We start from the raw sequence: 19,238 nt of genomic DNA on the forward strand, positions 1-19,238 counted from the left end.
TTTCCCGGTGGGCGATACTGGGTTCGAACCAGTGACCTCTTCGGTGTGAACGAAGCGCTCTCCCACTGAGCTAATCGCCCGGGAACGCACTGAACAATACAGGCCCCCGCCGGGTTCCTTCAAACCGCTTCCAGGTAGGCCGCCAGGCCCCGCCGCCCGTCCCGCATCATCAGCCGGTGGTTCGCCCGGAACAGCGGGCGCCCCGGTACCGCCAACCGCCTGAGCAGCGGCTTGTTCACCACGACGAGCTGGTCGTAGCGGGCGAGGGTGCCGGTTCCGTCCGCGCCGAGCGTCCAGCGCGCCCAGCCGTCCAGGTCGCCGGTCATGGAGATCTCCAGCACCCCGGCCACGGGGTCGCGCCGCGCCGCGCGGGCGGTGAACGTCAGGTCGTACGGCAGGGCCGACCGGACGCGGACGACGCCGCTGGTGTCGTCGATCCTGGTGACCTCGCGGATCTGCCGCCACCAGCGCGGATAGTCCTCGGCCCGCTCCAGCGCCCGGTACACGGCGGCGGGCGGGGCGGGCAGGCGCCAGAAGGTGCGGAAGCGGTAGCGCGTCCAGTCCATGGGGGCAGTGTGCCCGCGCGGGCACGTCCCGCGCCTGGTCTGAGTACGTCCTTGAGTACCCACGCTCATGCCCCGGGCCGTGGCCCGGACCACACTCCAGGGCATGACCCACCTTCCACCTCCGGCGGAGGAACTCCGGCTGATCGACGCCGAGCTGTGGCGACTGGACGCCCGGCGGGCGCAGTTGCTGGCCCGTCGCGCCTGGCTGGTCGCCGCCCTGCGGCCGGCGGCGCCGACGGCGCCCGCCCCGCAACCCCGCTCCGAGGCAGGCGCGCCGCGGGTGCAGAACGTGCTGCTCCTGCTGGGCGGCGTGCTGCTGGTCATCGCCGCGACGGCGTTCACGCTGGTCAGCTGGGGGCATCTGGGCATCGCCGGACGGGCCGCCGTGCTCGGCGCGGTGACGCTGGCCGCGCTGGCGGCGCCCGCGCCGCTGCTGAAGCGGGGGCTGCGGTCGACGGCGGAGTCGGTGGCCGGCCTGGCGCTGGCGCTGACGGTGCTGGACTCGTACGCGCTGCACGAGGCGGCGCTGACCGGCACCGACGCCACCGGGTACGCGGCGGCGGCCTCGGCGGTGCTGGCCGTGCTGTGGGCGGCGTACGGGCTGCTGCCCGGCACCTCCGGCCTGCGCCTGCCGGCTCCGGCGGCGCTGGTCGCGGCGCAGGCCACGCCGGTGCTGTGGGCGATCGCGGCCGCGGCGGGCCCGTACGGCGTCACGGCCGCCCTGCTGGTGACGGCCGGGTTCGACACCGTGCCGGCTCTGAGGGCGACCGGCAGGGCCGTGCGGCTGACCGCCGTCTGCGGCGCGTACGGCGTGGGCGGCTGCGGTGTGGCGGGGGCCCTCTGGCTGTCCTGGAGCGCGGCCGGTCCGGGCGCCGCCACCCGGGCGGCGGCGCTTCTGCTCCTCGCGGCGGCGATCGCCCTCGTCTCCTCCTGGCGGCCGGTGAAGCCGCTCCTCGCCACGGGGAACGCGCTGGTGGGCGGCGTGCTGCTGGTCGCGGCCCTCGGCGGGACGCTGCGTGTGACACTGCCGGCGGACTGGACGGTGCCCGCCCATCTGGTCTGCGGCGTCGCCCTGCTGGCGGCCGTGCGGGCGCCGCTGCCCGAGCCGGTGCGGCGCGGCCTGACCGGCGCCTCGGCCGGCGTCCAGGGCCTGGCGCTGCTGTGGGCCCTCCCGGTCGTGGCGGTGACGTTGCTGGGGCCGGTCTCCTGGGCGGGACGGGTGTGGTCCGGCGCGCCGTCGGACGCCCGCGCCGCCGTCACGGCCGACCTGCCCTGGCCGTCGCACGCGGTGGCGGTGCCGGTGGTCCTGGCGGTCGTCGCCGCGGTCTCGGTGTCGGTGTCGGCGGTCTGTGACGCGGCCCGGCGTCCACGTGCCCTGGCCGCCGCGCTGACACTGGTGTGGGCGACGGCGCTGGTCCTCCCGGCCGTGCTCCAGGTGCCGTACGCGGCCGGGCTGTTGCTGCAGGGGCTGGTCGCGGCGGGAGTCCTGGCGGCGGCCGCCCTCACCTCCGCGCGGCACACCGCGACCGTTCTGGCGCTCGTCACGTCGGCCGGTCTGGCCTTCCTGTCCCTGGCCGCCCGGACCCCGACCCTGACCGTCCTGTCCCTGCTGGCGGCGCTGTTCGCGGCGGCCGCGTGTCTGTCCCGGCTCGCCCCCGTCGCGGCACCGGCCGCGCTCGCGTACGCCGCCGCCCTCAGCTGCGCGACGGGCGCCGCCGCCGGGTGGCAGCCGCAGCACACGGCCCTGCTGGTGCTGGCGGTCCCGGCGGCCGCGGCCCTGTTCGCCGCGGGGCTGGGCAGCTCGTGGGCGACCGTGCCGATCGAGGCGGCGGGAGCGGCGGCCGGGCTGCTCGCGATCGGGCTCGCGGCCTACGACGCCCCGATGCTCGCCCTGGTGCTGGCCCTGCTGGGGGTGATCACGGCGGGCACGGCGCTCCGCCCCGGACGCCGCAACGCCGGCTACGCGGCCGCCGTGCTGTTCGTCCTGGCCGGCTGGGTCCGCCTGGCGGCCTGGGACGTCACGGCGCCCGAGGCGTACACGCTCCCGGTCACCGTCCCGGCGCTGGTCGTCGGTGTCCTGCGCAGGCGGCGCGATCCGGAGGCCTCGTCCTGGACGGCGTACGGCCCGGGGCTCGCCGTCACGCTGCTGCCCTCGCTCGCCGCCGCGTGGGCCGACCCGCACGTCATCCGTCCGCTGCTGCTCGGCACGGGCGCGCTTGTGGTCACCCTGGCCGGCGCCCGGCACCGGCTTCGGGCGCCACTGCTGCTCGGCGGCTCGGTGCTGGTGCTGGACGCGCTGCACGAACTCGCGCCCTACGTGGTGCAGGTGACGGACGCGCTGCCCCGCTGGGTGCCTCCCGCCCTCGCCGGCCTGCTGCTGCTCGCGCTCGGCGCGACGTACGAGAGCCGCCTCCGGGACGTCCGGCGGGTGCGGGAGGTGCTGGGGAGGATGAACTGAGTGCCTGCCTGCCCGGTGCCGGACCGGGCCGGCCCGGTCCGGCAGCGGGCAGGCACCGGGGCCGTCAGGACGGCATCCTGTCGCCGAGCAGGGCCAGGTTCTCGATGGCGGCGAGGCCGGAGAGCGCGGTGTCGTTGGTGGACACCCAGCTCGCCTCGCTGCCCGCGACCAGGGTGGCCGGGCCGCTGAGCCGCTCGGTCTTCCACGGCGCGGACTCCGGGTAGCCGTCGGAGCCGTAGAACTTGGCCCACGCCTGCTTGGCGAGGGCCTCGTCGCCGGTCTGGAGGGCGGCCAAGGCGTCGAGGCGCGAGTGGCCCTGGAACAGCGGCAGCGTCCCGAAGTCGGAGCCGTAGCGGGCGGCCTGCTCGGCCTTGGCGGCGTTGAAGCAGCGGCAGTAGTCCAGGTAGGTGTCCTTGAACTCCGGTATGTCGACGAGGTGGATCAGCTCGGCGCACAGCTCGTTGAGGCCGAAGACGGCCGAGAGGTGGGACACCGACACCACGGGCCTGTCGGCGACGGCGAACTCGCCCGTGTCCAGGTCGTACAGCCCGCTGCCCTGGACGAAGCCGTTGGGCTGGGCGGCGATGCCCTTCATGGTGGACAGCACGCGCGCCCTGACCTTCTCCCACTCGGGGCCCTTGCGCTCCCACTCGGTCAGCCAGGCCGACACCAGGCCGCTCCAGTCGGCGCCGAAGCCGACCGACAGGGCGTGCCGGTCGGGCGTGCAGGGGTCGGTGCGCACCTTGCGCAGCGGGTCGAGGACGAGGAACGTCTCGTCGGAGTCCACGTTGGCGTGCATGAGGTCGCCGACGCGTTCGTCGGCCTGCTTGGCGCTGTCGGCGTAGTGCTGGACGCCGTGCCGGGTGCCGAGGCCCGCCCACTAGGCGAGGTGGTAGATGTCGACCTCGCCGGTGTGCCGGGTCATGGCCTCGGCGAAGCGGAAGATGTCGGCGCGGCCGCTTCTGAGGTAGGCGTACCAGAGCCAGACGTCGGGCGAGAGCCCGGAGTTGTCCCAGGCGTAGCCGCCGATGCCGTACCGCCAGACGGGCCGGACGGTGTCGTAGGTGTGCATGATGTCGCCGTAGTCCCAGAAGCCGTACCAACGGCGCGTCTCCACCTGGTCCTTGCAGTAGGCGAAGAGGAAGTCGAGGTGGTCCTCGATCTTCGCCTTGGCCGGGGTGGAGCGGTCGGGTTCGGCGAACAGGCTGTTCGGCCAGGATCTCCGCGCTCGGGGTCGACTCGTTGGCCCAGAATCCTGCGCGACGATCTCGGGGTCGGTGACGAGGCCCGCCTTCACTCGGTTGTAGCCGTGCTGCCACCGCTCCGTCAGGTCGGCCTTGTCGAAGCCCGGTCCGTCCTTGGTGTAGAACGCCCTTCCCGTTCTGGCGCAGGTACAGGTCGTACAGGTACATGATGCTGAAGTAGCCCGTGTCGCCCGGCAGCTAGTCGTCCCAGGTCCAGCCCGTATCCGGCTCGACGCCCGCCTTCTGGAAGACCTTCTTGTCGACGACCGGCGCCATGGTGTTGGAGCCGACGGGGACGCCGAGCTGCTTGCCGTCGACCTCGCCGACCTTCGTGACGCCCGCGCGGAAGTTGTCGAGGCTCAGATATCCCGCGTCGATCTGCGACTTGAGGTCGAGCAGAACACCTCTCCTGTCGTACTTGCGGAGAAAAGTGACGGCGTTTTGGAAAACGTCCGGAGGATTTCCGCCGGAGGCCTGCGTCTGGAACTTCTCCCAGAAAGAGACGTAGTCCTGGAAGTACGTCTTGACCTTGATCTTCGGGTACTTCTTCTCGAAGAGGTCGATGCTCTGATTGATCTTCTTGGCCCGCTCGCCGGCGCCCCACCACGAGTAACGGATCGTCACCGTCCAGTCGGCCGACGTCCCGCTGTCGCCGCCGCAGCCCGTCGTCGCGGCGAGGCCCAGAGCGGCCGCCCCGGCGCCGACCGCCTTCAGGATCGTGCGCCTCTCAACATTCCCGCCCGTTCCCACAGTTGGGCCCCCGGCTTCTCTAGCCACGTGCACGAATCGCTTCGAGTAAGCGCTTGCACGGCGGACGGGGAGGCGTCGCAGGTGAGGGCCACATGATCGACGGACCGAACGCAGCGGGGCCGCTCCGGCACGGCGCGAGTGAGCCCCGGCGGGAATCCGCCGCGGGGTGAGGAGAGGCGGGGGCCGGACCTGCCGGGGGCGGAGGTCGGACCTTGCCGGGGGCGACGGCGGGGCGGCGTGGGGTCGGACCTTGCCGCGGGCAGGATGCGCGGAGGTGACCGGGCGCCAGGAGCGGGACGGACGGTCGTGTGTTCCACGCCGGGCGCGGTGACGGGCGCACCCGAGCGCGGGCACGTCCGTGCGCGGTGACTCCGAGCCCTGGCGGTCTCCGGCGAACGCCGGGCCGGCGGCGCCGGGCACCGTCCCCGACGCGGCGGGGCACGGCCGGCGCCTCTCGCCGCCCAGCACACAGCAGGCGGCAGGCGGCAGGCGGCAGGCGGCAGGCGGCAGGCGATCGGATGGGGGACCTGGGGGCGGCGGACAGCCAGGGGCTCGCGTCGCCCGGCCGTCGGCGACGATGCCCTCCGGGCGGCACCGGACGCGACGTCCGGAGGGCATCGTCGCCGACGCGGTGCAGCGGCGCGTGGCGCACCGCGCCCGACGTGGCGCGCACCCGGCCGTCGGGGACGAGCCGACGCTTCCGGGCGGGCGGCACGGAGGGGGCTGTGGCCGGTGCGGCGCGCCCCTGCCGGGCCACCGACGGCACTTTCCGGCCTCGCCGCATCCCAGGCGGCTCTCAGGGCCCCGCCGACCGTTGCCGGACTTCACCGCCCCGGCCGCTCAACGCCGCGCCCTCAGGCATGCCTCGCGCCTCGCCCCTGCGCCTCGCTCGTGAGCACGTCGACCGGCACGGCCCCACACCCGGTGCACGCCCAGTCGCCGACCGATGTCGTCGAGGTGACGAGCGGCCCGCGAACGGCCGACCACGGGCGCCCAACCGTCCCGAGGGGGCCTGGCCCGCCCGCCCGCGCCAGTCGCCGCTGATCGTCGCCAGTCGCCGCCGGTCGTCGCTGATCAGCGCCGTTACGGCGTCCCTTGCCGCGGCATCGTCCGGACCGAGGCACCCGCATCCCGCCACGCGGGATCCCGCGCTGCACCATCCGCGCCTGCAACCCAGCCCTCGCGTCCGGGCCGGACACGACGGCGGCCCACCTGCGCTGACGCAGGTGGGCCGCCGTTCCGGGTGGGCGATACTGGGTTCGAACCAGTGACCTCTTCGGTGTGAACGAAGCGCTCTCCCACTGAGCTAATCGCCCGGACGCAGAAAGAACATTACCCCATGTCAGTGGGTGCCCGTGACCAGCGGTGACAGCAGGCGCGGCGACGGCAGCGGCAGCACCGGTGACTGACGGTGACCGCTGTCCGCCGGGGCGGGCGGCGAGGCGTCCCCGCGGCGGATCACTGATCCTTGATCTTCCAGGGCATGACGACGCCGAACTTCCACAGGTAGATCCCGCTCAGCACCACCACGATCACGAGGCCGATCGCCGTCAGCGTCAGGTTGCGGCGCCGCACCCTGGGGTCGAGCGCCCGCTGGGCCGCTTCGGTGACCTTGCGTTTGGTCCAGCGCAGCACCAGCTGGGCCCACACGAACTCGGTGGCCCAGATGGCCATGCCGCCGAAGATCACGACCCAGCCCGGCCCGGGCAGCGGCAGCATCACGATGCCCGCGCCCACGACCGCGAGTCCGATCACGAAAACGCCGACCTGCCAGCTCAGATGCAGCACACGGCGCGCTTTGACGAATTCGGGGGCCCGCGAGCCGAGCCCCTGCTCGTCCTGGGCCGCGCCCACGTCCATTCCGTCCGCCGCCACGGCGATCTCGCCGGACCCGTCACTCCCCGTATTCATACGACCAAACTGTACCCGAGAGAAACGCGTCACCGTAATGGCCGTACCGTACCAAGCGGTTCTCGGCCGGAAGAGTTACGTAAAGCCACGCAAAACCCTCAGAGGGGTTTACAACGGCACCGTAGGTGGCATGTCGATTTCGCCGACGTGCGAATCCCCGAGCGCACACTGAGCGAAAGGCCCTGGCGCTTATGAACACCACGGTCAGCTGCGAGCTGCACCTGCGCCTCGTTGTGTCGAGCGAGTCCTCCCTGCCTGTCCCCGCAGGCCTGCGGTACGACACGGCCGACCCCTACGCCGTGCACGCCACCTTCCACACCGGAGCCGAGGAGACCGTCGAGTGGGTGTTCGCCCGCGACCTCCTCGCGGAAGGCCTTCACCGGCCCACGGGCACCGGCGACGTACGTGTCTGGCCGTCGCGCAGTCACGGTCAGGGCGTCGTGTGCATCGCCCTGAGCTCTCCGGAGGGCGAGGCCCTGCTGGAGGCCCCGGCGCGGGCCCTGGAGTCCTTCCTGAAGCGTACGGACGCCGCCGTGCCTCCCGGCACGGAACACCGCCACTTCGACCTCGACCAGGAGCTCTCCCACATCCTGGCGGAAAGCTAGACGAGACCCTCACAAGCCGCCCGGCGCCGTCGACTCGGGGTGACGGAACGGGCCAGGACAACCGCATAGGGTACGCACCGACGCCGTCGCCGCGATTTCGCCGCGGGACGGCGCCGGCGTGCGCGCCGCCAGGCACCGGACCGATACGGCACGCTCCCGAGCCACTACCATCGGCCAGCATCAGGCGGGTCCCACACCCGACCGACCGCCACGGCAGGGAGTGAAACGTGCTGATCACCCACGACACCCGGTGCGCGCTGGACACCGTGGTGGATCTGGTGAACACCGCGCCGGAGGAGGACGCGAATCCGGACGCGCTGCCCGATGTCGCGGCCCTCCAGGAATTCGTACGAAACCACGAGATCAGCGATGTCGGAGTGCTCTCGGAGCTGGACCTCTCGGCGGTGCGCAAGATCCGCGAGCTGTTCACGGCGGTCTTCGGGGCCCCCGACGCGAGGACGGCCGCAGGGCTGATCAACGAGCTGGTCGCCGCGGCGGGCACCACCCCCCGCCTGACGGACCACGACGGCTACGACTGGCATGTGCACTACTTCGCCCCCGGCGCCTCGGTGGCCGATCACCTGGCGGCCGACTGCGGGATGGCGCTGGCGTTCTTCGTGGTGGCCGGGGAGCAGGAACGGCTGCGGCGCTGCGAGGCACCCGACTGCCGGCGCGCCTTCGTCGACCTCTCCCGCAACCGGTCGCGCCGGTACTGCGACAGCCGCACCTGCGGCAACCGCCTGCACGTGGCCGCCTACCGGGCCCGGCGCAAGGAGGCCGCGGGCTGAGGGCGGGGCCGGACATCGGCGTCGACGTGGTCCCCGGCGGGTGGCGCCGGGGGCCACGGGTACGGCTCACAGCAACAGCAGGTCGTGCAACGAGGCCATGAGCAGCAGACACCCGATCACCGCAAGGAAGATCATCAGCGGTGGCTGGGAAAGGGCGAAGAGGCATCCGCGCGGCTCGTCCTGAGACGGAGGCGCGGCATCGCTCTGTTTCGTGTCCAGCATCTCGCGGCCGATGATGACGCAGACGAGACCCTCCACGCGATCAACACGCCCGAAAAGACCGGCAGTTCGCCGAATTCCGTGACGTCCGGTACGCACGTGATCACTTCAGGACACGGCGCTGATCCACTGTGTCGTTTCGGTCGTCATGGACGGGTCATATGCCGTGCTTCTTGAGGATGGCCTCGATGTCGCTGAAGTCGTCCGCGGACTTCGTGCGGGGCGCGCTCGCGGGCCTGGCAGCCGGGCGCGTCGACGGCCCCAGGGCCGGCGCGGACGCCTCCGGGGCGGCCGCCTCGCGCCGCTGCGCGGCCCTGGCCTGCCTGCGCTCCTTGCGGGTGCCGCCCCGGCGCCGCTCCACGGCGCGCGTGGACGCGAACAGCAGCCAGGCGGCGCCGAGCAGCCCGAAGCCCGCCCAGGCGGTGGGGCTGAACGCGGTGCCCGCCACCCAGTCCACGATGCCGGTCATCACCAGAGCGACGGGTACGAGCGCGTACGCGGCGATGCGGGCCGCCGCGAGGAAGCGCTTGCGGTACGCCGTCACCGCCGCGATGCCCAAACCGGCCGCGGAGAGGGCGGAACAGACGGTCTCGGCAATCATCCGGTCCTCCAGGCAGGGCTCGGTCGGGCGGGGCGCTTCGTCCCTTCCATCCTGCACCGTCCGAACCCCGCCGGGCCATGCTCCGAGTCGGACATCAGGGAGATCTCCGGGTCGGCTTCCTCCGCGGGTGCCGGACGCGGCCGCTGCCGCCCGCCGTCCCGTAAGGGCCCGATTGGGTCGCCGGCGTCCGGGCTGGGAGACTGTCGGCCATGAGCGACACCTCCTCCGCATCTCCCGCCGCGCCCGTTGTCCTCGACGTCTGGTGCGAACTCCAGTGCCCCGACTGCCGCACCGCCCTGGAGGACCTGCGCGCGCTGCGGGCCCGCTACGGCGACCGGCTGGAGCTGCGGCTGCGCCACTTCCCGCTGGAGAAGCACCAGCACGCCTTCGCCGCCGCGCAGGCCGCCGAGGAGGCCCTGACGCAGGGGCAGGGCTGGCCCTACGTCGAGGCGGTGCTCGGCCGGGTGGAGGAGCTGACCCGTGCGGGAGAACCCTTCCTGGTCGAGGCGGCCCGCGAACTCGGTCTCGACGCCGAGGAGTTCGACACCGCGCTGATCGACGGCCGGCACATCCTGATCGTCGACGCCGATCAGGCCGAGGGCAAGGCGATCGGCGTGACCGGCACTCCGACGTACGTCATCGGCGGGGAGCGCCTGGACGGCGGCAAGAGCCAGGAAGGGCTGCGCGAGCGGATCGAGGAGATCGCGGACCGGCTGCTGGCCGCACAGGACTGAGGTCCGGGGCAGGTCCCTTCAGTCAGAGCAGGCTCTTGTAGAGGGAGTACCGCGTCGTCCGGTAGCCGAGCGACTCGTAGAGGCGCTCGGCCGGGGTGTTGTCGGCGAAGACGTTCAGTCCCAGGACGTCCTTGCCCGCGGCGATCGCCTGCGCCTCCGCGAGGAGCATGAGCGTACGGCCGTGTCCGTGCCCGCGGTGGGCCTCCTCTACCTCGACGTCGAAGACGAAGGCGTTCTCCTCCTGGATGGCGACCCACAGAGTGCCCACCCGCGTCCCCTCGTGCTCGAGCACGCTGATGCGCGTCCCGTCGGTGGCCATCCCCCGCGGCAGCAGGGTCTCGTGGTCGTGCCGTGACTTGGCGTACGCCTCCCGCTCGGGCACGCCCCGCTCCATCCAGACCCGCGCGTAGTCCTCCGACTGGTGGGCGAACCATTCCTCGAACTCGGCCTCGGTCATGGGCCGGGCCACGCTGCCGGCGGGCAGCGCGGGAGGGGTGCGGCCGAGCCGCTTCTCCATGCCTCGGCTGCGCGGGACGTAGCCGAGGGTCTCGACCAGCCGCAGGGCGGCCTCGGCCCCGGCGGGGACGGCCACCTCGATCTGCCGGCTGCCCCATCCCCGGGCCACCTCCTCGGCGGCGAGCGCGGCCACCGTGCCGCGGCCGCGGCCGCGGTCCGGTTCCTCGATGCGCAGGTCCAGTATCCGCGCCACCGCGTCGCCGAAGGCGGCGGTGGTGCCGAGGTGCAGGGCTCCGACGGGACGGCTGTTCACGCACACCTGGTAGTGGCGTGAACGCGCTCCGTCGGCCGCACGCTGAAGCGGCTCGGTCGGCCGCAGGGTCGTGGTCATCAGAGGAGTTCTACCCGGCGTACGGGCGCCCGTCAGCCGATTTTTCGGCGGACGCTCACGGATCCAGGTCGGCACCGGACCGCTCGTCGAAGATCCGCATCGCCTTGGCGGTCACCGGGCCCGGCGCGCCCGCGAGTTCCCGGTCGTCGACGCGGTGCACGGCCTGGACGTCGCGCAGGGTGGAGGTGAGGAAGACCTCGTCCGCCCGCCGCAGCACGTCCATCGGCAGGTCGGTCTCCTTCGCGCCGGTCCACTCGACGGTCAGCTCGCGGGTGATGCCCGCGAGGCAGCCGGAGGCGAGCGGCGGGGTGTGGATCTCGCCGTCGAGGACGACGAAGACGTTGGAGCCGGTGCCCTCGCACAACTGCCCGACGGTGTTGGCGAACAGCGCCTCGGAGGCGTGCTCCCGGTGGGCGCGGGCGAGGGCGACGACGTTCTCGGCGTACGAGGTGGTCTTCAGCCCGGCCAGCGCGGAGCGCTCGTTGCGCGTCCACGGGACGGTGACGACGGCGGTGGAGTCGGGGCGCCGGCCGGTCTCGCCGAGGGCGACCACGAGGGTCGGCCCCTGCTCCCCCCGGTCCGAGCCCAGCGGGCCGTGACCGCCGGTGTAGGTGATGCGCAGCCGGCCGAGCGGCATCGGATTGGCCTGGAGAACGGCGGCGCAGGCGCGGCGGACCTCGTCCAGGTCCGGGTCGGGCAGCCCCAGGCCCCGCGCCGACCGGGCCAGCCTGTCCAGGTGCCGGGTGAGCGCGAACGGGCGGCCGTCCAGGGCCTTCACCGTCTCGAAGACGCCGTCGCCCACGGTCAGCCCGTGGTCGAAGACGGAGACACGGGCGGAGTCGGTGTCCCGCAGCCCGCCGTCGAGCCAGATCTTCACGTCAGTCCCTCTTCCCTCACGTCGTACGCCCCCGACGCTATCGCGAGCAGCCTCGCCGCCTTCAGTTCGGTCTCCCGCCACTCCGCCTCGGGGTCGGAGCCCCAGGTGATGCCCGCGCCGGTGCCGAACCGCAGTACGCCCTCATGGCGGTCGGCCCAGAAGGTGCGGATGCCCACGGCGAGCTCGCCGACGGCCCGGTCCGCGTCGACCCAGCCGACGCCGCCGCAGTACGGCCCGCGGGGCGCGGTCTCCAGGGCGTCGATGATGCGCAGCGCGCTCGACTTGGGCGCGCCGGTCACCGAGCCGGGCGGGAAGGCGGCACCGAGGAGTTCGGGCCAGCCGGCGTCCGCACGCAACTCGCCCCGCACCGTGGACACCAGGTGGACGAGCCCCGGATGCTTCTCGACCGCGCACAGGTCGGGCACGGTCACGCTGCCCGTGGCGCAGACCCGGCCGATGTCGTTGCGCACCAGGTCCACGATCATCACGTTCTCGGTGTGGTCCTTCTCCAGGAGGTCCGCCTCGGTGCGCCCGGTGCCCTTGATGGGGCCGGACTCGACGACCCGGCCGTCCCGGCGCAGGAACAACTCGGGCGAGGCGGTGGCGATCTCGACCCCGTGCCCCGGCAGCCGGATCGTTCCTGCGTACGGCGCCGGATTGCCGCGCGCCAGCAGGGCGCTCAGGGCGTCCACGTCGGCGTCGGCGGCGACCGGCGCGGACAGCACCCGGCACAGGTTCGCCTGGTAGACCTCGCCGGCCGCGATGTGCTCCCGGATCCGCCGCACGCCCGCGGTGTACGCGGCGCGGTCCAGCGACGACGACCAGTCGCCCGGCCGCGGGCCCCGCCACGCGCCCGGCACCGGGGCGGGCACCGGTTCGCGTCGCACGTCGCGGAAGCGGGCGCAGGTCAGACGGCCCTCGAAGTCGGCGCAGACGGCCCAGAAGCCGCTGGAGTCCAGAGCCGCGGGATCGTCGGTGACGTCGAGGAGCCCGGTGGCGACGCGGTCGCCGAAGCGGGCCAGAGGAGGCAGGTCGAGCACCCGTCGAGTGTAGGGCGCGGGTCCGTTCGCGGGCCCTGACCAGGTGCAGCGCAGCACGCTGCACAAACGCGTTTTTGTGCTGGCCGGGGAATCCGCTAGAGTTCAACACGTCGCCGGGACGCGAGAGCGTACCGAAACGACAGGCGGACGTAGCTCAGTTGGTAGAGCGCAACCTTGCCAAGGTTGAGGTCGCGAGTTCGAGCCTCGTCGTCCGCTCGAAGGAACGAGGGGATCTCCCGACCCCCTCCACTCCTGGTGGAGTGGCCGAGAGGCGAGGCAACGGCCTGCAAAGCCGTCTACACGGGTTCAAATCCCGTCTCCACCTCCAAGGACGATTAGCTCAGCGGGAGAGCGCTTCCCTGACACGGAAGAGGTCACTGGTTCAATCCCAGTATCGTCCACTGGATCTTCGGATCCCCCGCGCGATTAGCTCAGCGGGAGAGCGCTTCCCTGACACGGAAGAGGTCACTGGTTCAATCCCAGTATCGCGCACGCAGTGATCTTCGGATCATGAAGGACGATTAGCTCAGCGGGAGAGCGCTTCCCTGACACGGAAGAGGTCACTGGTTCAATCCCAGTATCGTCCACGCACCGAAGCCCCCGGCCCAGCGGCCGGGGGCTTCTTCGTGGTCGAGCTCAGGGGCAGCTTGAGGGTCAGCTCGAGAACAGCATGTGGCCGAAGCTCTTGTGACGGTGGTGGCCGCCGTAGTGCCCGTGCCCGCCGCCGTGCGGGGCGCCCCAGGCGGGGGCGGCCGGGTACGCCTGCGGGGCGGCCGGGGGCGGTGGCGCCGGCTGGGACCACTGGGACTCCAGGCGGGTCAGGGCCTCCAGCTCGCCGTAGTCGAGAAAGATCCCGCGGCAGCCGCTGCACTGCTCGATCTGGACGCCGTTGCGGTTGTACGTGTGCATCGGCGCATGGCACTTCGGACACTGCATCGTCGGCTCAACTCCTCGCCCGTGTTTCGCGTATCGCCGGGACAGACTCCGTCCGGCTCCGGTCGGTTGCACCTTACGTCGGGTTTCCGCGAACGCGCTCCGGCGGGAGGTCACTGATCCGGGCACAGGCGTCGACCGTGCACACCTCCGCCTCGTCCAGGGGGCGGTCCTCCGCCACCGCCTTGGCGACGGCGCGGGCGGCGGTCTGCACCGTCAGGGCACGGGCCGGCACGTCCAGGGCGTCCCACGGGTCACCGTCGGCCGGCACGGCGGGGCCGCCGGCCAGGCGGTAGGCGGCCAGGAAACGGCCCCACTCCTCGCCGGACAGCAACCCGCAGGCGTACCAGGCCGCGGGCCGTGCCAGGTCCCACGCCGCGACGCCACCGCCCAGATCGTCGACGTCGATCAGCAGCCACGCCCCCTCGTGCCGGACGAGCTGACCGAGATGGAGGTCGCCGTGGCAGAGGGTACCGGTGTCCGGCATGGGGGCCTCGGCCCGCGCCCAGGCCGGAAGGCGCCCCCAGGCCCGCAGCACCGGCGCCACGGCCGGATGCGGGACGCCGGCCAGCCGCCCGACGGCCCGCGCGGCCTTGGCGGGACCGCGCATGACGGGCAGGCCCCGCGCGGATACCCGGTGCAGCCGGGCCAGGAGCGTGGCCGCGGCCTCCCACGGAGCGGAGTCGGGGTCGTCCGGGTCCACGGGACTCCCGTACGGCCAGAAGGTCACGGGTCGCCCGCGCAGTCGCACCGGATCCGGCCCGAGCGGCGGCAGCAGCACTCCGGGGAGCCGCGCGGCCACGCCGAGACGAACCGCCAGGCCGTCTCCGGCGTCCGCGGCATGGGCCTTGGCGACGACGCCGCCATGACGCACGACGGTCGCGTCACCACGGTCGGCCAGCGTCACCGTGTCCCCTCGGCAGCAGGCCGGCGCCCCCGCGTGGGCGGCCCGCACGGCGAGCGCGGCGAGTTCGGCGAGGTCGGTCACGGTTCTCCTGAGGGCGTGCGGATCTGCCGAGCGTACGCACGCCGGAGCCGCGCGTCTCCTGCCCCGGCACGCCGTGGGCGCGGCACACGCGCCCGTCGGCCCCGCACGGTCGGCGGCGGGCGCTCCCGTCACCCGCCGCACAGAAAGAGCAATGCCGGCGCAGCTCCCCAGCTGCGCCGGCATTTGTGCCGTCCGCCGCACCCCCGTCCCCACGGGGTTTCATGGGTGGATGTCCCCGCCCGGACCGCTCTTCCGGGCCTGGGGTCGCCGCTCAGCGCCCCAGCATCACGCCCACGGACGACGCCTGTGTGGCCACTGTCTCCCAGCCGTCGAAGACGAGGAGCAGCAGCGCCGCCAGGGGAAGGGCCATGAGCGTCGCCACCAGGGGGTGGCGGCGGCCCGTGCGGCGCGGACACCCGAAGCGTCCCTGCGTGCGGAGCACTGTCCGCGGTGCCGTGTGGGCCATGGTCCCTCTCCCGACCGTTCTCGGTTGTCGTGGTAGCGGCGGGTGTCTGACCTCGGGGGACGAGTGCTGCACCCGCCGCTTGACCTCAAATCTAGGCGTCCGGCCCACGCCGCACGTCATGCCTTCGTACCGATTGCCGGGCCTCCCCGAGGATGAGCCGTGGCCTGCCGACTACTCCCCTGGGTGGAGACAGGGCCCTACGACTCGGGGTCTTCCCCGAGGGGACGCCTGGTGTGCCCCGCCTCATTCCGAGCGGTCCTCCCGCGGCACCGGCTGTTCGACCAGGGCGAGCACCCGGTTCGCCATGAACCGCGCGGTTCGCACCACCGATCCGTTCCGGGTGACTTCGCTCACTTCGACCACGCCCCGCCGCACCGCCGTCTCCACCCGGCGACCGGCCCGGCTCGCGATCACCTCGTACGTCCGCGTCGTGTCCCCGGCATCCACGACGATCTCCACGCGATCACCCTTCATGGACCCAATCCCCCATCCTTCTCAGGCGGTTGGACGTACCGGGAGGGCGAACCCCCGGCGTCCGTGGCGTCCCTGACCACACTTCAAGTGTTCCACCCGCCACTGACAATCCGTCTCCGCCGGAGGGCGCGGCCTCTGCCCGCGGGCGGCCGTGGAAACGTAAGCTGTGGCACGTCAGACGGACCGGGCAGCGGGGATGAACATGGCGATGATGCGCCTGAGGCGCGAGGACCCGCGCGTCGTCGGCTCGTTCAGGCTTCACAGACGGCTCGGCGCGGGCGGCATGGGCGTGGTGTACCTGGGGTCCGACAAGAAGGGCCAGCGGGTCGCGCTGAAGGTCATCCGGCCGGACCTGGCGGAGGACCAGGAGTTCCGCTCGCGCTTCGCCCGCGAGGTCTCGGCGGCCCGGCGCATCCGCGGCGGCTGCACGGCCCGGCTCGTGGCCGCCGATCTGGAGGCGGACCGGCCGTGGTTCGCGACGCAGTACGTCCCCGGCCCGAGCCTGCACGACAAGGTCGCCGACGAGGGGCCACTGGGCGCGGCGGAGGTCGCCTCGATCGGGGCGGCCCTGTCGGAGGGCCTGGTCGCCGTCCACGAGGCAGGCGTGGTCCACCGGGACCTGAAGCCGTCCAACATCCTGCTGTCCCCGAAGGGGCCGCGGATCATCGACTTCGGCATCGCCTGGGCGACCGGCGCCTCCACCCTCACGCACGTCGGCACGGCCGTCGGCTCGCCCGGTTTCCTGGCGCCGGAGCAGGTGCGCGGCGCCGCGGTGACGCCCGCCACCGACGTGTTCGCGCTCGGTGCCACGCTGGCGTACGCGTCGACGTCCGACTCGCCCTTCGGGCACGGCAGTTCCGAGGTGATGCTGTACCGCGTGGTGCACGAGGAGCCGCAGCTGCACGGCGTCCCGGACGCGCTGGCCCCGCTCGTGCGCGCCTGCCTGGCGAAGGACCCGGAGGAGCGGCCCAGTACGCTCCAGCTGTCGCTGCGGCTGAAGGAGATCGCCGCCCGCGAGGCACACGTGCTCACCGACGTGCGCCCGCCCGCGCAGCGCACCGGCGGGGCGGACCGGCCCACCGGACGGCTCGCCGACACCTATCCGGAGCAGCAGCGCACACTGCGGCAGCCGCAGGGGACCCCTCCCCCGCGTGGCGCCGCGTCCGGTTCCAGGGGCGCCACGCCGGCCCGCGGCGGGGTGCCGTCGCGGGGCGGCAGCGCCTCACGGGGCGGCAGCGCGACGTCCCCGCGGACCGGTGGCCGGCCGACGCCCGCCCAGCGCCGCGGCCCCGGCCCCGGCTCCAACGGCGGAGGCCGGCCCGGCCCGCGCAGCGGCACCGGCCGCCCGGCGCCCAGGAACACGGGAACGGGACGCCGCCCGGCGAACCCGCGGCTGCTGCGACAGCGGCTGGTCGTGTTCGTCGTCGTGACGCTGCTGGTGGCGCTCGGCATCGCCGCGGCGCAGGGCTGCCAGGGGCCGTCGCGGGGGCTGGGCGGCGACGGCGTCGTCGTACGGCAGCACCAGCAGCAGCCGGCACCGGGCCGCGACCCGATGGGCTAGCCGGTCACCGGGCCGGCGGGTTCCGCCGGGTCACGTCCGGGGGCGGCCGGTGGCCACCGCGTAGAAGGCGACCGCGGCCGCGGCACCGACGTTGAGCGAGTCCACCCCGTGGGACATGGGGATGCGGACCCACTCGTCGGCGGCCACCAGCGCCTGGGTGGACAGGCCGTCGCCCTCGGCGCCGAGCATCAGCGCGACCCGGTCCATCGTGTGCGGGGCGGCCTCGTCGAGGGTCCTGGCCTTCTCGTCCGGGGTGAGGGCGAGGAGCGTGAAGCCGGCCTCGCGGACCGACTCCAGGCCCTTGGGCCAGGTGTCCAGGCGGGCGTACGGCACCGAGAAGACCGCGCCCATGGAGACCTTGACGCTGCGGCGGTAGAGGGGGTCGGCGCAGTCCGGGGAGAGCAGGACGGCGTCCATGCCGAGGGCGGCGGCGGAGCGGAAGATCGCACCGATGTTGGTGTGGTCGTTGACCGACTCCATGACGACGACCCGGCGCGCGGTCTGCAGCAGGTCGGCCGCCGTCGGCAGCGGCTTGCGCTGCATGGACGCGAGCGCCCCGCGGTGGACGTGGTAGCCGGTGACCTGCTCGGCGAGTTCGGGGCTGACGGCGTAGACGGGCGCGGGGAGTTCGTCGATGACGTCGCGCATGACGTCGATCCACTTCGCCGACAGCAGCATCGAGCGCATCTCGTAGCCCGCTTCCTTGGCCCGTCTGATGACCTTCTCGCCCTCGGCGATGAACAGGCCCTCGGCGGGTTCGCGCTTGCGGCGCAACTCGACGTCGGTCAGGCCCGTGTAGTCGCGCAGGCGCGGGTCGGCGGGGTCCTCAACGGTGATGAGATCGGCCACAGGGGTGATACTGCCTTGTCCTGGAAGCGGTGCCAACGGCTGGGAGCGGGTTGTGTTACCCGGGGTTACTCGGGATCAGGCTACGGGGCCCACGTTCACGACCTCGCCCACGACGATGACCGCGGGCGGCCGCACGTCCTCGGCGCGTACGGTCTCGGCGACCGTGGCGAGGGTCGCGTCGACGCGGCGCTGCGCGGCGGTGGTGCCCTCCTGGACCAGTGCGACCGGGGTGTCGGGTGACTTGCCGTGCGCCACCAGCGTCTCGGCGATCTTCCCGATCTTGTCGATGCCCATGAGGATCACGAGGGTGCCGGTCAGCTTGGCCAGCGACGCCCAGTCGACCAGGGAGCGCTCGTCGTCGGGGGCGACATGGCCGCTGACCACCGTGAACTCGTGGGTGATGCCGCGGTGGGTGACGGGGATGCCGGCCGCGCCCGGCACCGAGATCGAACTGGAGATGCCGGGGACCACCGTGTACGGGATGCCCGCGTCGACCAGCGCCTGGGCCTCCTCCATGCCGCGGCCGAAGACGAAGGGGTCGCCGCCCTTGAGCCGGACGACGGCCTTGCCCTGCTTGGCGTGCTCGATGAGCGCGTCGTTGATGGCCTCCTGGGCCATGTAACGCCCGTACGGGATCTTCGCCGCGTCGATCACCTCGACGTGCGGCGGGAGTTCGGCGAGGAGGTCGCGCGGGCCGAGCCGGTCGGCGATGACGACGTCGGCCTCGGCGAGCAGCCGACGGCCGCGGACCGTGATCAGGTCCGGGTGGCCGGGGCCGCCGCCGACGAGGGCGACGCCGGGTGTGCGGGTGCGGTGGTGCGGGGCGACGAGGGTGCCGTCGCGCAGGCCCTCCACGACCGCGTCGCGGATGGCGGCGGTGCGGCGGGGGTCGCGGTCGCGCGCGTCGGTGGTGAGCACGGCGACCGTGACGCCCTCGCTGTGGCCGGTGGCCGGGGTCCACGCCGTGGCCAGGTCGGCGTCGTCGGAGCGCACGCACCACACGCGGTGCCGCTCGGCCTCGGCGGACGCGGCGGTGTTGGCGGCCGGGTCGCTGGTGGCGATCAGGGCGTACCAGGCGTCGGCGAGGTCGCCGTCGGCGTACCGCCGCCGCTCCCAGGTGATCTCGCCGGCGTCCGCCATCGCCTCGACGGAGGGGGTCGCCTCGGGCGACACCAGGAGGACGTCCGCGCCCGCCGCGACGAGGGCCGGCAGGCGTCGCTGGGCGACCTGGCCGCCGCCGAGCACGACCACTTTGCGGCCGGTGAGGCGGAGGCCTACGGGGTAGGCGGGATGTTCGGCCATGGAGGTGCGGCTCCTCGTCCAGGCG

Annotated in this window: 18 protein-coding genes, 7 tRNA genes and 2 pseudogenes; 10 read left to right on the forward strand and 17 right to left on the reverse strand. The window is 73.2% G+C overall.

Annotation, left to right across the window (positions count from 1 at the left end; translation table 11 throughout):
• Positions 1–8: 8 nt before the first annotated feature.
• Positions 9–80 (reverse strand) — tRNA-Val (locus VKA29_RS27315).
• A gap of 39 nt (positions 81–119) precedes the next feature.
• Complete coding sequence (locus tag VKA29_RS27320; RefSeq protein WP_324788655.1) at positions 120–566, reverse strand: SRPBCC family protein; 447 nt, start codon at positions 564–566, stop codon at positions 120–122.
• 103 nt (positions 567–669) lie between these two features.
• Here VKA29_RS27320 and VKA29_RS27325 point away from each other — a divergent pair, with 103 nt between their 5' ends.
• Positions 670–3,024, forward strand: coding sequence for an SCO7613 C-terminal domain-containing membrane protein (locus VKA29_RS27325; protein WP_324788656.1), 2,355 nt, complete (start codon positions 670–672; stop codon positions 3,022–3,024).
• Between the two features lie 64 nt (positions 3,025–3,088).
• Here VKA29_RS27325 and VKA29_RS27330 read toward each other — a convergent pair.
• The 4 genes and pseudogenes from VKA29_RS27330 to VKA29_RS27345 all read right to left on the reverse strand — a co-directional run.
• Positions 3,089–4,280, reverse strand: a pseudogene (locus VKA29_RS27330) (Tat pathway signal sequence domain protein); the annotation flags it as partial.
• Positions 4,280–5,018, reverse strand: a pseudogene (locus tag VKA29_RS27335) (ABC transporter substrate-binding protein); the annotation flags it as partial. The pseudogenes VKA29_RS27335 and VKA29_RS27330, both read right to left, overlap by 1 nt.
• A gap of 1,244 nt (positions 5,019–6,262) precedes the next feature.
• Positions 6,263–6,334 (reverse strand) — tRNA-Val (locus tag VKA29_RS27340).
• 142 nt (positions 6,335–6,476) lie between these two features.
• A complete protein-coding gene (locus tag VKA29_RS27345; protein ID WP_324788657.1) occupies positions 6,477–6,929 on the reverse strand; it encodes a TIGR02611 family protein in 453 nt (150 codons plus the stop codon).
• A gap of 191 nt (positions 6,930–7,120) precedes the next feature.
• Here VKA29_RS27345 and VKA29_RS27350 point away from each other — a divergent pair, with 191 nt between their 5' ends.
• Positions 7,121–7,534: an SsgA family sporulation/cell division regulator gene (locus VKA29_RS27350; protein WP_004002642.1), complete on the forward strand. Its 414-nt coding sequence runs from the start codon at positions 7,121–7,123 to the stop codon at positions 7,532–7,534.
• A 227-nt stretch (positions 7,535–7,761) separates the two neighbouring features.
• Positions 7,762–8,322, forward strand: coding sequence for a CGNR zinc finger domain-containing protein (locus VKA29_RS27355; protein WP_324788658.1), 561 nt, complete (start codon positions 7,762–7,764; stop codon positions 8,320–8,322).
• 66 nt (positions 8,323–8,388) lie between these two features.
• On the opposite strand, the gene VKA29_RS27360 is transcribed toward VKA29_RS27355, so the two are convergent.
• Together VKA29_RS27360 and VKA29_RS27365 are read right to left on the reverse strand one after the other, a co-directional pair.
• The gene (locus VKA29_RS27360; RefSeq protein WP_324788831.1) at positions 8,389–8,580 is read right to left on the reverse strand and encodes a hypothetical protein; all 192 of its coding nucleotides are present in this window, start codon (positions 8,578–8,580) and stop codon (positions 8,389–8,391) included.
• A gap of 118 nt (positions 8,581–8,698) precedes the next feature.
• On the reverse strand, positions 8,699–9,142 hold the full coding sequence (locus tag VKA29_RS27365) for a hypothetical protein (RefSeq protein WP_324788659.1): 444 nt from the start codon (positions 9,140–9,142) through the stop codon (positions 8,699–8,701).
• A gap of 209 nt (positions 9,143–9,351) precedes the next feature.
• Here VKA29_RS27365 and VKA29_RS27370 point away from each other — a divergent pair, with 209 nt between their 5' ends.
• A complete protein-coding gene (locus VKA29_RS27370) occupies positions 9,352–9,876 on the forward strand; it encodes a DsbA family protein (protein ID WP_324788660.1) in 525 nt (174 codons plus the stop codon).
• A 22-nt stretch (positions 9,877–9,898) separates the two neighbouring features.
• On the opposite strand, the gene VKA29_RS27375 is transcribed toward VKA29_RS27370, so the two are convergent.
• From VKA29_RS27375 to VKA29_RS27385, 3 genes are read right to left on the reverse strand one after another with little or no spacing between them, the layout of a single operon-like run.
• Positions 9,899–10,723: a GNAT family N-acetyltransferase gene (locus VKA29_RS27375; RefSeq protein WP_324788661.1), complete on the reverse strand. Its 825-nt coding sequence runs from the start codon at positions 10,721–10,723 to the stop codon at positions 9,899–9,901.
• Positions 10,724–10,778: 55 nt separating this feature from the next.
• Complete coding sequence (locus tag VKA29_RS27380) at positions 10,779–11,600, reverse strand: aminotransferase class IV (protein WP_324788662.1); 822 nt, start codon at positions 11,598–11,600, stop codon at positions 10,779–10,781.
• Positions 11,597–12,640, reverse strand: a complete 1,044-nt coding sequence (locus VKA29_RS27385; protein WP_324788663.1) for a chorismate-binding protein — start codon at positions 12,638–12,640, stop codon at positions 11,597–11,599. The genes VKA29_RS27380 and VKA29_RS27385 overlap by 4 nt, the downstream gene beginning before the upstream one ends.
• Before the next feature lie 143 nt (positions 12,641–12,783).
• Between VKA29_RS27385 and VKA29_RS27390 the strand changes: the two genes are divergently transcribed.
• From VKA29_RS27390 to VKA29_RS27410, 5 genes are all read left to right on the forward strand, one after another.
• Positions 12,784–12,856 (forward strand) — tRNA-Gly (locus VKA29_RS27390).
• A 38-nt stretch (positions 12,857–12,894) separates the two neighbouring features.
• A tRNA-Cys gene (locus VKA29_RS27395) sits at positions 12,895–12,968 on the forward strand.
• 1 nt (position 12,969) lies between these two features.
• Positions 12,970–13,041: transfer RNA gene (locus tag VKA29_RS27400), tRNA-Val, on the forward strand.
• A 19-nt stretch (positions 13,042–13,060) separates the two neighbouring features.
• Positions 13,061–13,132: transfer RNA gene (locus tag VKA29_RS27405), tRNA-Val, on the forward strand.
• 23 nt (positions 13,133–13,155) lie between these two features.
• Positions 13,156–13,227: transfer RNA gene (locus tag VKA29_RS27410), tRNA-Val, on the forward strand.
• Between the two features lie 67 nt (positions 13,228–13,294).
• On the opposite strand, the gene VKA29_RS27415 is transcribed toward VKA29_RS27410, so the two are convergent.
• The 4 genes from VKA29_RS27415 to VKA29_RS27430 all read right to left on the reverse strand — a co-directional run bounded on the left by VKA29_RS27415 (position 13,295) and on the right by VKA29_RS27430 (position 15,501).
• Positions 13,295–13,576, reverse strand: coding sequence for a zf-TFIIB domain-containing protein (locus tag VKA29_RS27415; protein WP_324788664.1), 282 nt, complete (start codon positions 13,574–13,576; stop codon positions 13,295–13,297).
• Between the two features lie 73 nt (positions 13,577–13,649).
• Positions 13,650–14,561 carry an aminoglycoside phosphotransferase family protein gene (locus VKA29_RS27420; protein WP_324788665.1) on the reverse strand — a complete coding sequence of 304 codons (912 nt, stop codon included), beginning with the start codon at positions 14,559–14,561 and terminating at the stop codon, positions 13,650–13,652.
• A 271-nt stretch (positions 14,562–14,832) separates the two neighbouring features.
• Complete coding sequence (locus tag VKA29_RS27425; protein ID WP_324788666.1) at positions 14,833–15,027, reverse strand: hypothetical protein; 195 nt, start codon at positions 15,025–15,027, stop codon at positions 14,833–14,835.
• Between the two features lie 243 nt (positions 15,028–15,270).
• The gene (locus VKA29_RS27430; RefSeq protein ID WP_324788667.1) at positions 15,271–15,501 is read right to left on the reverse strand and encodes a hypothetical protein; all 231 of its coding nucleotides are present in this window, start codon (positions 15,499–15,501) and stop codon (positions 15,271–15,273) included.
• A gap of 196 nt (positions 15,502–15,697) precedes the next feature.
• On the opposite strand from VKA29_RS27430, the gene VKA29_RS27435 reads away from it, so the two are divergent.
• On the forward strand, positions 15,698–17,062 hold the full coding sequence (locus tag VKA29_RS27435; RefSeq protein ID WP_324788823.1) for a serine/threonine-protein kinase: 1,365 nt from the start codon (positions 15,698–15,700) through the stop codon (positions 17,060–17,062).
• 30 nt (positions 17,063–17,092) lie between these two features.
• Here the strand turns inward: VKA29_RS27435 and VKA29_RS27440 are convergent, their stop codons facing one another.
• Both VKA29_RS27440 and cobA read right to left on the reverse strand, forming a co-directional pair.
• Positions 17,093–17,911: an RNA methyltransferase gene (locus tag VKA29_RS27440; RefSeq protein WP_324788668.1), complete on the reverse strand. Its 819-nt coding sequence runs from the start codon at positions 17,909–17,911 to the stop codon at positions 17,093–17,095.
• A 75-nt stretch (positions 17,912–17,986) separates the two neighbouring features.
• Positions 17,987–19,213 (reverse strand): uroporphyrinogen-III C-methyltransferase, encoded by a 1,227-nt coding sequence (gene cobA, locus VKA29_RS27445; protein ID WP_324788669.1) that lies wholly within the window; start codon positions 19,211–19,213, stop codon positions 17,987–17,989.
• Positions 19,214–19,238: the final 25 nt, after the last annotated feature.

The organism is Streptomyces sp. H51 (assembly GCF_035656535.1).
Lineage (GTDB): Bacteria > Actinomycetota > Actinomycetes > Streptomycetales > Streptomycetaceae > Streptomyces.